Genomic DNA, 12353 nt, shown 5'->3' with positions numbered 1-12353 from the left:
GCCAGGGGTTCCGATGCCGTTCGGCGTCTGCGCGCGGAGGACCGGGAGACGGATGCGACGAGGGCGGCCGCTGCCGACCGCCCTCGTCCGCGGTGGGCCCCGTGGGGCTCGAACCCACGACCCGCGGATTAAAAGTCCGATGCTCTACCGACTGAGCTAGAGGCCCTCTGGCATCCAGCCTACTGGGGTCCGCCGGGCGGTCCGTCCTTCGCCCACGCGGGGCAAGCGGACTCGCAGCCCGTCAACCGCCGCCGTTCCCGTTCCCGTTCCCGTTTCCGCCGCCGTTGCCGTTGCCGTTGCTGCTGCCGTTCCCGTTCCCGTTCCCGTTGTTGTTGCCGGGACCGCTGTTGTCGTTGTCGCCCTTCGGGTCGCCCTCGTCCGCGGGAGCGGTGGGAGGTGGGGCGTCGGTGGGCGACGGCTGCTCCTGCAGGACCGGTGAGGTCGGTTCCGGACGAGGCGTGGCGGACGGCAGGGTCGAGAACCACAGCGCACCCACCAGCGCTGCCACGACCGCAGCGCCGGCGGACGCAGCGATCGCCACCCGACGCCGGCGCGGGCGCGGCGCGTCGTCGGGGATCCGGGGTGACGGGGCATCCGCGATCCGTGCCGGCGGCGGATCGACGGGAGGGAGCACCGCGGTCGGGGCGAGTTCCTCTGACGCGGGGAAGGGCGCGGTCGGCTCGTCCTCGACGCGGGCGCGCGCCACGGGTGGCGACGCCGCCAGGGCCGAGAGCGCCTCACCGACCTCCCGCGCGCTGGGACGATCGTCCGGACGCATAGCCGTCATGCCGCGCAGCAGACCCTGCCACGCGGCGGGCAGGTGCGAGGGGATCTCCGGCGGCCCGGCGAGACGCGCCATCACGGTGCCGATGCCCTCCGAGTCGGCGAACGGGCGTTCGCCGGTCAGCGCCTCGATCATCATGATGCCGAACGAGTACACGTCAGCCGCGGGCGCTGGCGGCGCGCCCCGCGCCTGCTCCGGCGCGATGTACGCGGCCGTCCCCATGAGGAGCCCGGGCGTGGTCAGGCGCGCGGTGTCGTGCAGGTGCGCGATGCCGAAGTCGGCGAGCTTCGCACGCCATGCGCGGTCGGTCAGGTCTGATCTCGTCAGCAGGACGTTGGACGGCTTGATGTCGCGGTGCACGATCCCCGCCGTGTGGACCGTGTGCAGTCCGTCGGCAAGGTCCCTGGCGATGGATGCCGCCGTCGCGGCGTCGATCGGGCCACGCCTCAGCAGGTCTCGGAGCGTCGGCCCCTCGACGTGCTCCATCACCAGGTAGCTCGTGTCGTGGGCCGACACATGCGCGTCGAACACGGTCACGAGCGCATGATGGTTCACCGAGGCGAGGAGCAGCGTCTCCGATTGCGCGCGCTCGATCGATGCGCGGTCGTCCGCCGATTCCCGGAAGATCTTGACCGCGACGACCCGCTTCAGGTGCAGGTCTTCGGCGCGGAAGACCCGCGCCATGCCGCCTTCGCCGATCTGCTCTCGCAGCGCATAGCGGCCGTCGATGATCGCGCCGGTCGAGAGCGTCGCCGGCTCGCGCAGGTCCGTCATGATCCTCCTGGCCGGTGTGCGCACCCCTCCGGCGCGACCCTGCGGCCGACTTCAGGCTAAGCCCCGGGACGTGTGGCGTGCAGACCCTTGACCTTCCGCCGGCGCCGTGCAACGACCGACGAGGCCGCCGACGCACCTCGCTGCGTCGGCGGCCTCGCGCCCCCCGGGTGCCGGCGCTCGCCGGCGTCGGTCACTGAGCCGGAGGCATCAGGACCGAGTCGATCAGGTACACGGTGGCGTTCGCGGTCTGGACGCCGCCACAGATCACGTTGGCGTCGTTGACCATCCACGCGTCTCCGCTGCCGGTGACCTCGAGATCGGCGCCCTGCACCGTCGTGTGCGTGCCCGCGATGTCGGCAGGCTCGATGCGACCGGGCACCACGTGGTACGTGAGGATCGACGTCAGCGTGGCGGAGTCGGTCTTCAGCGCCTCGATCGTGGCGGGATCGATCTTCGCGAACGCGTCGTCCACGGGCGCGAACACCGTGAACTCGTCGCCGTTGAGCGTGTCGACGAGGTTCACGTCGGGGTTCAGCTGGCCGCTCACGGCGGCGGTGAGCGTCGTCAGCATCGGATTGTTGGATGCCGCGACCGCGACCGGGTCGCCCGACATCCCCTCGATGGAGCCGTCGCCGTCCGGAACCGCTTCGGCGTAGGCGGCGCAGCCCGGGCCGACGAGGTCCGCGGCGGGGTCGGGCGTCATCGCCTCTTCGGTCGCCTCCATGGCAGGGGTGGACGGGTCAGTCGTCGGGTCGGCCGTCGAACCGCCCATCGCACAGCCGGAGAGGGCGAAGGTCGCGGCGACGGCGAGTGCCAATCCTGCCGACAGCCGGTTCCTGGTGATGCGAGACATGTCTTCCTCCTCAGTGCGCGGGCCTCGGCCCGCTTTCTGACGGTCCCCGGTGCGGGGAGTGCGCCGCAGGAGCGGCTACACGGTCTGTTCGGAGACCCGCGCGGATCGGATTGGTCGGTGGCGCACGAGGGCGCCTGAAGGAGCGGCATCCGGATCCGCGCCAATCCGAACCGGGTGCCGGAGCGAACTACCCCGAGAGAGGGAGGGCACGCATGGAGCTCGTCATCATCGGTCTGCTGGGCGGACTCATCACGGGGATCTCGCCGTGCATCCTGCCGGTGCTGCCGGTCATCTTCCTCACCGGCGGTGCGCAGTCCGCCCGGTTCGAGTCCGCGGCGGGCGACCAGGGGCTCGTGCCCGCGTCGCGGTGGCGTCCGTACCTCGTGATCGCGGGGCTCGTCACGAGCTTCACCTTCGTGACCCTCGTGGGGTCGCTCGTCCTGGGCGCGCTGGGGCTTTCGCAGGACGTCCTTCGCTGGGCAGGCATCGGGGTGCTGGTGCTCATCGGCGTGGGATTGCTCGTGCCCCGCGTCGAGCGGCTGCTCGAGAAGCCGTTCCAACGACTCGCGCGTCGCTCCGAGGTGAAGAACAGCGGAAGCGGCTACGGGGTCGGCCTCGCGCTCGGAACAGTCTTCGTCCCCTGCGCGGGCCCCGTCCTCGCGGCGATCATCGTGGCGGGGTCCACCGGCCGGATCGATGTCGGGACGGTCGTGCTCACGCTGTCGTTCGCCGTGGGGGTCGCGATCCCGCTGCTGTTCTTCGCGCTGGCCGGCCGCGGTCTCGTCGAGCGCATCCGCGCCTTCCGCACGCACGAGCGCGGGCTGCGGATCGCGGCCGGCGTCGCGATGCTCGCCCTGGCCGTCGGCCTCGTGTTCGACGTCCCGCAGCTGCTGCAGCGGCTCGTGCCCGACTACACGGCGGGCGTCCAGCGTCAGCTCACCGACAGCCCGGACGCCCGCCGGGCGCTCGACCTCGGCGGTCTCGTGACGGATGAGAACAAGGACCTCGACAAGTGCACGAACGGAGCATCGGAACTGGAGTCCTGCGGCACGGCTCCCAGCATCCGGGGCATCCAGACCTGGCTCAACACGCCCGACGGTGCGCCGATCGACCTCGAAGACCTGCGCGGCGAGGTGGTGCTCGTCGACTTCTGGGCGTACTCGTGCATCAACTGCCAGCGCAGCATCCCGCACGTCGTCGCGTGGGATGCCGCGTACCGCTCCGCCGGGCTGCGGGTGATCGGCGTGCACTCGCCCGAGTACGCCTTCGAGAAGGATGCCGGCAACGTCGCGGCCGGTGCGGCAGACTTCGGGATCACCTACCCGGTCGCCCTCGACAACGACCTCTCGACCTGGACGAACTACCGCAACCGCTACTGGCCCGCGCACTACCTGATCGACGCCGACGGCGTCGTGCGGCACATCGCATTCGGCGAGGGCAACTACGCCGCGACCGAGAAGCTCGTCCGCGAGCTGCTGGCCGACGCGCACCCCGGACAGGCGCTGCCCGATGCCACCGAGGTCGCCGACGACACGCCGGGTGCCGGCCCGCGGACGCGCGAGACCTTCCTCGGCTCGGCCAAGGACGTGAACTTCGGCGGTGAGGGCGCTTATCGCGCGGGGGACGGGACGTTCGCGCTGGCGGAGGATCAGCCCGCGGACTCGTTCGCCCTCGACGGGATGTGGCGCATCGAGACGCAGTTCGCCACCCCGTCGGCAGGCGGGGACGGCGGCATCCGACTGCGGTTCCACGCCGGGGAGGTCCGCATGGTGCTCGCCGGCGAAGGAGAGGTGCGCGTGCGGCTGGACGGCGGGCGGGAGCGGACGATCGCCGTGTCGGGGACGCCGAGGTCGTATGCGGTGGCCCTGGGGACGGATGCGACGGCCGCCCACGTGCTCGATGTCCGGGTCTCTCCCGGGGTCGAGGTGTACTCGTTCACGTTCGGCTGAGGCGTCGCCCGTTCCAGGGGGGTGGGTAGGGCATGCTGGTGGACGTGGTGATCGACGGGATCGACGTGCCGGATGACGGCACCGAGCCCGCCGACGGCGTGGGGGAGCTGCTGCAGCGTGTCGCCGGCGGCGATGAGCAGGCGTTCGCCCGCGTCTACGACATCCTCTCGCCCCGCGCCTTCGGGCTGATCCTCCGGGTGCTCGTCGACCGCGCCCAGAGCGAGGAGGTGCTGCAGGAGGTCTTCCTCGAAGTGTGGCAATCCGCTGGGCGGTTCGCGCCGAACAGAGGTCAGGGGAGGTCGTGGGTGCTCACGATCGCGCACCGCCGGGCCGTCGATCGGGTGAGGTCGGCGCAGGCGAGCAGCGATCGCGACGTGCGCACGGGGCTCCGCGACCTCGACGTCGCCCACGACGCGGTCTCGGAGCAGGTCGAGCTGCGCATCGAGGGAGAGAAGGTGACGGCGGCGCTGGCCGCGCTCCCCGACGTCCAGCGCGAAGCCATCACCCTCGCGTATTTCGGAGGTTACAGTCAGAGCGAGATCGCGGCCCTGCTGGGGGCGCCGTTGGGGACGATCAAGACGAGGATGCGGGATGGACTGTCCCGCCTGAGGACCGAGATGGGGGTGACCGCGTGATGGACGAGAAGGAGTTCGCCGAACTCGCCGCAGGTGCTGCGCTGCACGCGCTGTCGCCCGCCGACCGCGAGGCGTTCGACACGGCTCGGCGGGAGCATCCGGAATGGGGCCACTGGGTCGACGAGGACGCCGCGACGACCGCCGCGCTCGCCGAGGCGGTTCCCCCGGCGATCCCGTCCCCGGACGTTCGCTCCGCGCTGCTGTCCCGCATCGCCTCGACCCCCCAGCTGCCCGCGACCGGAGCGGCCGTGGCGCCGGAGGAACCCGTCCCCGCCGCCGCCGCGCCACAGGAACCCGCGCCTCCCGCAGCCGCGCCCCGGACGCCGTCGCCACGGCGCTGGACGCGCCGCATCCTGGCTCTCGCGGCATCGGTCGTCCTTCTGGTCGCGCTCGGACTCGGCGCGGCGATGATCAGCTCGTATCTGAACCGGCCCGCGGCGGTGGTCGCGCTGCAGCAGATCGAAGACGCCCCCGATGCCCGATCGGCGACCGCCGACCTGGCGGACGGCGGCACGGCGACCGCCCACTGGTCGGAGTCGGTCGGAAAGGCCGTGCTGGTGTCGGACGGGCTCCCTGCGATCGCCGATGACGAGAGCTTCGAACTGTGGTTCGTGCGGGACGGTGCGGCCGTGGCCGCGGGCACCTTCGAGCCCGCGGCGGGCACGACGGCCGCGCTGATGGAAGGCGCGATGCAGCCAGGGGACACGATCGCGGTCACCGTGGAGCCTCAGGGCGGTTCCCCGACCGGACAGCCCTCGTCCGAGCCGATCGTGACGATCCCGACGGCGTGACCTGATCCTCGTCTCCGCGCGCCCGGCGTCCGGCGGCGGGGCCGTGGTCGCAGCGGACAGGGCGACCTCTCAGGCTCGGCTGAGGCCGGTGCGGCATGCTGGAGGCATGACGGGGGACGGGGAGCGAGAGCTGGATGCCGCAGATCAGGGCGTCGAATCGCTGATCCCCCCGCTTCCCGACCTGCCGGCGGCCGAGGCGGCCGCCGCCGCTCCCGTCCCGGGCCACGGCCCGGCCACTGACACCGTCACGATCCAGGCCCAGAGCCGCCGCAACTGGGGCCGCGTGATCGGCGGGTTCGCGGCATCCCTCGTCGTGCTCACCGGGGTGGGGTTCGCGGTCGCGACGATCAACGAGCGCTTCCATCTCTCACCCCAGGCCGCCGCGCTCTCGGATGTGCAGGACGCGGCGGACGGCGCGTCGGCGACCGTCAAGGTCGTCGGCGGCGGGATCGCGACCGCCCACTGGTCGGACGACGCGGGCCTGCTCGTGCTCGTGACGCAGCGGATGCCCGAGATCGGCGTGGGCGAGACGCGGGCCGTCTGGGCGATGCGCGACGGCGACCCGGTGGAGGCGGGCACCTTCGACACCGACGTCTCGGGCTCGGCGACCCTCGTGGTCGACGACTGGGCGTCGGCGGACGAGATCATCGTCACGGTGGAGCGCGCCGACGACATGGCGGGCCGCCCCCTCGGCGACACGATCGCGCGCATCCCGACCGAGTGACGCTTCGGTAGCCTGGGGCTGTGGCATCCGCCCTCCAGAGGACCTCACCGACGCAGACGACGCAGACGCTCGCCCACCTGAGGCGCGCCCGCGACCTCATGGACCGCGACTACGCGGAGCCGCTCGACGTGCCCACGATGGCCGCGAAGGCGCTCATGTCGCCCGCCCACTTCTCGCGCGAATTCAAGGCCGCGTACGGCGAGACGCCGTACGCCTACCTGATGACGCGGCGCATCGAACGGGCGATGGCGCTGCTGCGCGACGGCGCATCGGTGACCGACGCGTGCACCGCGGTGGGCGCGACGTCGCTGGGCTCGTTCAGCTCGACCTTCACCGAGATCGTCGGCGAGACGCCGAGCTCGTACCGCTCGAGGCCGCACGACGCCGCCGAGGCGATGCCGCTGTGCGTCGCGAAGATCCTCACCCGGCCCACGCGCTACGCCTGAACCGAGCAGGATCGGAGAAGCACCGCGCGAGCTCGGTCCGTAGCGTGGCAGCCATGACGAACATCGCACTGGCGTACAGCCCCATCACCGTCGACGACGTCGACGCCGCCATCCCCTTCTACCGCGACGGACTCGGCCTCGAGCTCGTCAACGACGTCGCCTACGACGGGCACCGCTGGGTGAGCTTCGGCTTCCCCGGGCAGCCCGGTCTGACGCTCGTCGTGTCGGACCCCGCAGCGGGGCGCTCGCCCGATGACGGCGAGGCGCTGCTGCGCCTCGTGGTCAAGGGCTCCGGCCCCGGACCCTACGTCTTCACGACCACCGACCTCGACGCCACCTTCGAGAAGCTGCGCTCGTTCGGCGCCGAGGTGCTGCAGGAGCCGAAGGAGCAGGGCTGGGGACCGCGCGACGCCGCGTTCCGCGACCCCGCCGGCAACCACATCCGCATCAACCAGGTCTGATCGGGGCGGACATGTGCCTGCCGTGGATCGCCGCGATGCAGCGCGAGCAGGAGGCCGAGGCCGAGCGTGTGCTCGTGGCGGCGGGTAGCCTGGAGGGGATGAGCGATTCGTCCCGTGAGTTCCACAAACCCGTCCGCCGGCCCGCAGAACTCTTCGACCGGACGTTCTCGGCCGAGGACCCGGCGGAGGTCTCGCGCGTCGCCCACACCACCGCGCACGCGCTGCTGGCGCGCGTCCGGGCCGATCCGGACGCCGGGACGGTCGACCGCCTCGTCGCGTTCACGGACGAGCACGGCATCGACGACCTGGCGGAGCTCTGGTCGCGGTCGCCGTCGCGCAGCCTCCCCGGCGCGCTGTGGCGGCTGTACCTCGTGCAGCTCATGATCCACGACGACCCGCGCACGGCCGCGTTCCTCTACGAACGCGGCCGTTCCGAGCTCGCCTCGGCCGACGACGTCGTGGCGGGCGCCCCGACGCCCGCCGGACCCGACGAGCTCGTCGCGCTGGTCGACACGATCATGCGCGGCCTGTTCGAGGGCGACTTCGCGGTCGCGCTCGACCGTGCCGCGGCGTTCTGCCGGGTGCAGGCGTCCGGCGCCACACACGTCGCCGACGACTACGAGGGCACCGAGCCCGAGCGCGCGTCGGCGTTCACGACCCGCGCACTGCGGCTGTCGGACTACGCCGCAGACCTCTCGGCGTGCGCCGCCCTGTGGCGCCGCGACGCGCTGGCCTGAGACTTCCGTCGTCGCTTCATCCGGCGATCCGCTGTGCTCCGTGTGCCGCATCAGCGGATCCCGGCGGCCTGACCTCGACAGGGTCCGGGCATGAAAGTGCCGGGCCGCAGAACGCCTCTCGGCGCGGTGCCGCTCGTAGCGGCAAAAGATGGAGCCCGGGGTTACTGCGGCCCGGCCGATCCAGTGTAACGGAGTCGGCGGCCTCCGCATTCCCGAACACCTAGGCTCGGGGACATGACCCTGCGTTTCGCGCTCGTGATCGAGCCCGTGGCCTCCGACGACGACCGCCCCGACTTCGGCGGGACCTTCCGGACGATCGACCCGTCCGCCCCGGCGCTGAGCGTCGGAGAGCTGAGCACGCAGCGCGGCGACGGCATCTTCGAGTCCATCGGCGTGATCGACGGGCATCCGCAGGAGACGCAGGCGCACCTGGAGCGTCTCGCACACTCGGCCGAGATCTGCGATCTGCCCGCGCCGAACCTGAAGCAGTGGCGACAGGCCGTGACGATCGCCGCGGCACAGGCGCCCCAGCAGGGCGAAGGCGTGATCAAGCTCATCCTGAGCCGCGGCGTCGAGCACGGCCCCGCGCCGACGGCGTGGGTGACCGCGGCAGCGGCGGCGGACAACACGGCGTCGCGCGAGCGCGGGATCCGCGTGGTGACGCTCGACCGCGGCTACGGCATCGACACACCGGCGAAGGCGCCGTGGCTCCTGCTCGGCGCGAAGACGCTGTCGTACGCCGTCAACATGGCCGCCCTTCGCGAGGCGCGCCGGCGCGGCGCCGACGACGCGATCTTCGTGACATCGGACGGCTTCGTGCTCGAGGCGCCGACGGCGTCGCTCATCCTGCGACTCGACGGACGCTTCGTCACCCCTGCGCCGAACGGCGGCATCCTCCGCGGCACGACGCAGCTGAGCCTGTTCGCGCACCTCGAGTCCGAAGGGCATGTGACGGGGTACGCGACGCTCCCGACGCGCACGCTGCAGCAGGCGGATGCCGCGTGGCTGGTGTCGAGCGTGCGCCTGGCAGCGCCGATCACGGCGATCGACGGCGTCGAGGTTCCGATGGACGCCGGGCTGACGGCATCCATCAACCGCTACCTGCTGAGCCCGCGCGACTGACGTCCGAGAACGAGGGATGCCGCGGCACGATGTGCCGCGGCATCCCGTTGTCTCAGCCGAACGCGTCGATCACCCGAAGCGGCCCGAGACGTAGTCCTCGGTCGCCTGGACCGACGGCGTCGTGAAGATCGTGGAGGTGGCGTCGTACTCGATCAGCTTGCCGGGCTTGCCTGTGCCGGCGATGTTGAAGAACGCCGTCTTGTCGCTCACGCGCGACGCCTGCTGCATGTTGTGCGTCACGATGACGACGGTGTACTCGTTCTTCAGCTCGCCGATGAGCTCCTCGATCGCGTAGGTCGAGATCGGGTCGAGCGCCGAGCACGGCTCGTCCATGAGGATCACCTCGGGCGACACGGCGATCGCACGCGCGATGCACAGACGCTGCTGCTGACCGCCCGACAGGCCGGAGCCCGGCTTGTCGAGGCGGTCCTTGACCTCGTTCCACAGGTTCGCGCCGCGCAGCGACTGCTCGACGAGCGCCTCGGAGTCGGACTTCGAGATGCGCTTGTTGTTGAGCTTGACGCCCGCGAGCACGTTCTCCTTGATCGACATCGTGGGGAACGGGTTCGGACGCTGGAACACCATGCCCACCTGGCGGCGCACCAGCACCGGGTCGACGTTCGCGCCGTACAGGTCGGTGCCGTCCAGCAGCACCTCGCCCTCCACGCGCGCGCCCGGGATCACCTCGTGCATGCGGTTGAGGGTGCGCAGGAACGTCGACTTGCCGCAGCCCGACGGGCCGATGAAGGCCGTCACGGAGCGCGGGTCGATGTGCAGGCCCACGCCCTCGACGGCGAGGAAGTCGCCGTAGTAGACGTTGAGGTCGTTGACTTCGATGCTCTTTGACACTTATCCGGGTTCTTTCGTGACTCTTGAGGCTCAGCGGCCGAGCTTGGGGGCGAACAGCTTCGCGATCAGACGCGCGACGAGGTTCAGCACCATGACGATGAGGATGAGGGTGAGCGCTGCCGCCCACGCGCGGTCGACGTACGCCTCGGCCGGGATGCCCTGGTTCATGTACTGCGAGTACGTGAACACGGGGAGCGTGTTCATGCGGCCGTCGAACAGGTTGAGGTTCAGCGAGTCGGTGAAGCCCGCAGTGATGAGCAGCGGTGCCGTCTCGCCGATGACGCGCGAGATCGACAGCATGACGCCCGTCGTGATGCCGGCGATCGCCGTGGGCAGCACGACCTTGAGGATCGTCAGCCACTTGGGTACGCCGAGTGCGTACGACGCCTCACGCAGCTCGTTCGGCACGAGCCGCAGCATCTCCTCGCTCGAGCGCACCACGACCGGGATCATGAGCACGGCCAGCGCGATCGAGCCCATGATGCCCATCCGGATGCCCGGCCCGAGGAACAGGGCGAACAGCGCGTACGCGAACAGGCCCGCGACGATGGAGGGGATGCCGGTCATGACGTCGACGAGGAACGTGATGCCCCGCGCGACACGCTTGCCCTCGCCGTACTCGACCAGGTAGATCGAGGTCATGAGCCCGATCGGGATCGAGATGATCGCGGCGGCCAGGGTGATGAGCAGCGTGCCCCAGATGGCGTGGACGGCACCGCCGCCCTCACCGACGACGTTGCGCATCGAGGACGAGAAGAACATCGCGTCGAACCGGGCGAGGCCGTTCGCCACCACGGTCCAGGCGACCGACACGAGCGGAACCATCGCGATGAGGAAGGCGATCGTGACGAGCCCCGTGATGAAGCGATCGACGGCCTTGCGGCGACCTTCGACCATGCCCGAGATCAGCGTGATCAGCACGAGGTAGACGATCGCGCTGACGACGAGCCAGCCGGTCAGATCGAAGTCGGTGTCGCCGGCGACGGCGACGAGGGCGAACACCAGACCGGTGAGGACGATGCTCGCGCCGAGCAGGGCCCACGGCATCCACCGCTTGAGGTGTCCGCTGGTGAGGCGGGGAGCGGTGCGGACCGGGGTCGGCGTCGGGGACGGAGCGGGAGCAGTCGCGATGGTCATGTCAGTTGGCTCCCGAGAATTCCTTGCGACGGCTGACGATGAAGCGCGCGAGGGCGTTCACCGCGAAGGTCACGATGAACAGGATCAGACCGGTGGCGATGAGGACGTTGATGTTGACGTCGTAGGCCTCGGGGAACGTCAGCGCGATGTTCGCCGCGATGGTCGAGGGGTTCGTCGACGTGAAGAGCTGGAAGGTGACGGTGCCCGTGGCCGAGAGCACCATCGCGACGGCCATCGTCTCGCCGAGGGCGCGGCCGAGACCGAGCATGGAGGCGGAGACGATTCCGGAGCGGCCGAACGGCAGCACCGCCATGCGGATCATCTCCCAGCGGGTCGCGCCGAGCGCGAGCGCGGCCTCTTCGTGGAGGCGCGGCGTCTGCAGGAAGATCTCGCGGCAGATCGCGGTGATGATCGGAACGACCATGACGGCCAGGACGATCGCCGCGGTGAAGATCGTGCGGCCGGTGGCCGACACGTCACCGGCGAACAGCGGGAACCATCCCACGTTCTTGTTGAGCCACGTGTAGGCGGGCTGCACGGCGGGGGCGAGGACCAGGATGCCCCACAGGCCGAACACGACCGACGGCACCGCCGCGAGCAGGTCGACCACGTAGCCGAGACCCTGCGCGAGGCGGCGGGGCGCGTAATGAGTGATGAACAGCGCGACGCCGAGCGACAGCGGCACGGCCATGAGGAGAGCCAGGAACGCCGCCCAGATCGTGCCGAACAGCAGCGGCCAGACGTAGTCCCAGAAGTTGGTGGTCAGCAGCGACGCGGTCGAGCTGTCGGCACCGATCGCCGGCACCGACTGGATGATCAGGAAGATCGCGACCGCTGCCAGCGTCGCGAGGATCATGGATCCGGCGAAGAGCGCGGAGCCCGAGAACCAGATGTCCCCTGCTCGCCGCTTCGCCTTCGGTGTGGCGGCGGTCCCGGCTGCTGCCGTGGTCTGCGTCATGTCGTCTTCCTGTTGGGAGGAGGGCAGGTCCCGGGCCGCCGGGGGGCCGCCCCGGTACCGGGGGTCGCAGTAGGTCCGCGACCGCCGCCCCGGGCATGGCGGGGCGAGCGGCGGTAAAGGGGGGCAGTCGGGC

Annotated in this window: 13 protein-coding genes and 1 tRNA gene; 8 read left to right on the top strand and 6 right to left on the bottom strand. The window is 70.9% G+C overall.

Going from position 1 to position 12353, the window contains the following annotated elements; translation table 11 throughout:
• Positions 1–93: 93 nt before the first annotated feature.
• The 3 genes from ACFWJ8_RS09905 to ACFWJ8_RS09895 form a co-directional block, all read right to left on the bottom strand.
• Positions 94–166: transfer RNA gene (locus ACFWJ8_RS09905), tRNA-Lys, on the bottom strand.
• A gap of 75 nt (positions 167–241) precedes the next feature.
• On the bottom strand, positions 242–1558 hold the full coding sequence (locus ACFWJ8_RS09900; RefSeq protein WP_378810987.1) for a serine/threonine-protein kinase: 1317 nt from the start codon (positions 1556–1558) through the stop codon (positions 242–244).
• 190 nt (positions 1559–1748) lie between these two features.
• Positions 1749–2411 (bottom strand): fasciclin domain-containing protein, encoded by a 663-nt coding sequence (locus tag ACFWJ8_RS09895; RefSeq protein WP_378810986.1) that lies wholly within the window; start codon positions 2409–2411, stop codon positions 1749–1751.
• Between the two features lie 212 nt (positions 2412–2623).
• Here ACFWJ8_RS09895 and ACFWJ8_RS09890 point away from each other — a divergent pair, with 212 nt between their 5' ends.
• The 8 genes from ACFWJ8_RS09890 (at position 2624) to ACFWJ8_RS09855 (ending at position 9276) form a co-directional block, all read left to right on the top strand.
• Positions 2624–4360, top strand: coding sequence for a cytochrome c biogenesis protein DipZ (locus tag ACFWJ8_RS09890; protein ID WP_378810985.1), 1737 nt, complete (start codon positions 2624–2626; stop codon positions 4358–4360).
• 32 nt (positions 4361–4392) lie between these two features.
• Complete coding sequence (sigK, locus tag ACFWJ8_RS09885; RefSeq protein ID WP_378810984.1) at positions 4393–4995, top strand: ECF RNA polymerase sigma factor SigK; 603 nt, start codon at positions 4393–4395, stop codon at positions 4993–4995.
• The gene (locus ACFWJ8_RS09880) at positions 4995–5786 is read left to right on the top strand and encodes an anti-sigma factor domain-containing protein (protein WP_378811322.1); all 792 of its coding nucleotides are present in this window, start codon (positions 4995–4997) and stop codon (positions 5784–5786) included. The genes sigK and ACFWJ8_RS09880 overlap by 1 nt, the downstream gene beginning before the upstream one ends.
• 106 nt (positions 5787–5892) lie before the next feature.
• Entirely contained in the window at positions 5893–6510 is a 618-nt protein-coding gene (locus tag ACFWJ8_RS09875; protein ID WP_378810983.1) for an anti-sigma factor domain-containing protein, read from the top strand.
• Between the two features lie 98 nt (positions 6511–6608).
• Entirely contained in the window at positions 6609–6956 is a 348-nt protein-coding gene (locus ACFWJ8_RS09870) for a helix-turn-helix transcriptional regulator (protein WP_378811321.1), read from the top strand.
• A gap of 53 nt (positions 6957–7009) precedes the next feature.
• Positions 7010–7417 (top strand): VOC family protein, encoded by a 408-nt coding sequence (locus ACFWJ8_RS09865; protein ID WP_378810982.1) that lies wholly within the window; start codon positions 7010–7012, stop codon positions 7415–7417.
• 98 nt (positions 7418–7515) lie between these two features.
• Positions 7516–8154 carry a DNA-directed RNA polymerase subunit beta gene (locus tag ACFWJ8_RS09860; RefSeq protein WP_378810981.1) on the top strand — a complete coding sequence of 213 codons (639 nt, stop codon included), beginning with the start codon at positions 7516–7518 and terminating at the stop codon, positions 8152–8154.
• A gap of 234 nt (positions 8155–8388) precedes the next feature.
• The gene (locus ACFWJ8_RS09855; RefSeq protein WP_378810980.1) at positions 8389–9276 is read left to right on the top strand and encodes an aminodeoxychorismate lyase; all 888 of its coding nucleotides are present in this window, start codon (positions 8389–8391) and stop codon (positions 9274–9276) included.
• A gap of 69 nt (positions 9277–9345) precedes the next feature.
• On the opposite strand, the gene pstB is transcribed toward ACFWJ8_RS09855, so the two are convergent.
• Genes pstB through pstC form a run of 3 tightly spaced genes read right to left on the bottom strand, consistent with a single transcriptional unit; the run spans position 9346 to position 12220 of the window.
• A complete protein-coding gene (gene pstB / locus ACFWJ8_RS09850) occupies positions 9346–10125 on the bottom strand; it encodes a phosphate ABC transporter ATP-binding protein PstB (RefSeq protein ID WP_378810979.1) in 780 nt (259 codons plus the stop codon).
• 30 nt (positions 10126–10155) lie between these two features.
• A complete protein-coding gene (gene pstA / locus ACFWJ8_RS09845) occupies positions 10156–11262 on the bottom strand; it encodes a phosphate ABC transporter permease PstA (protein WP_378810977.1) in 1107 nt (368 codons plus the stop codon).
• A gap of 1 nt (position 11263) precedes the next feature.
• On the bottom strand, positions 11264–12220 hold the full coding sequence (gene pstC, locus ACFWJ8_RS09840; protein ID WP_378810975.1) for a phosphate ABC transporter permease subunit PstC: 957 nt from the start codon (positions 12218–12220) through the stop codon (positions 11264–11266).
• Positions 12221–12353 lie beyond the last annotated feature (133 nt).

Origin of the sequence: Microbacterium sp. NPDC058389 (assembly GCF_042722305.1) — a bacterium.
In the GTDB taxonomy this organism is placed as follows: Bacteria; Actinomycetota; Actinomycetes; order Actinomycetales; family Microbacteriaceae; genus Microbacterium.
This window is presented reverse-complemented; position numbering and strand designations above follow the sequence as displayed.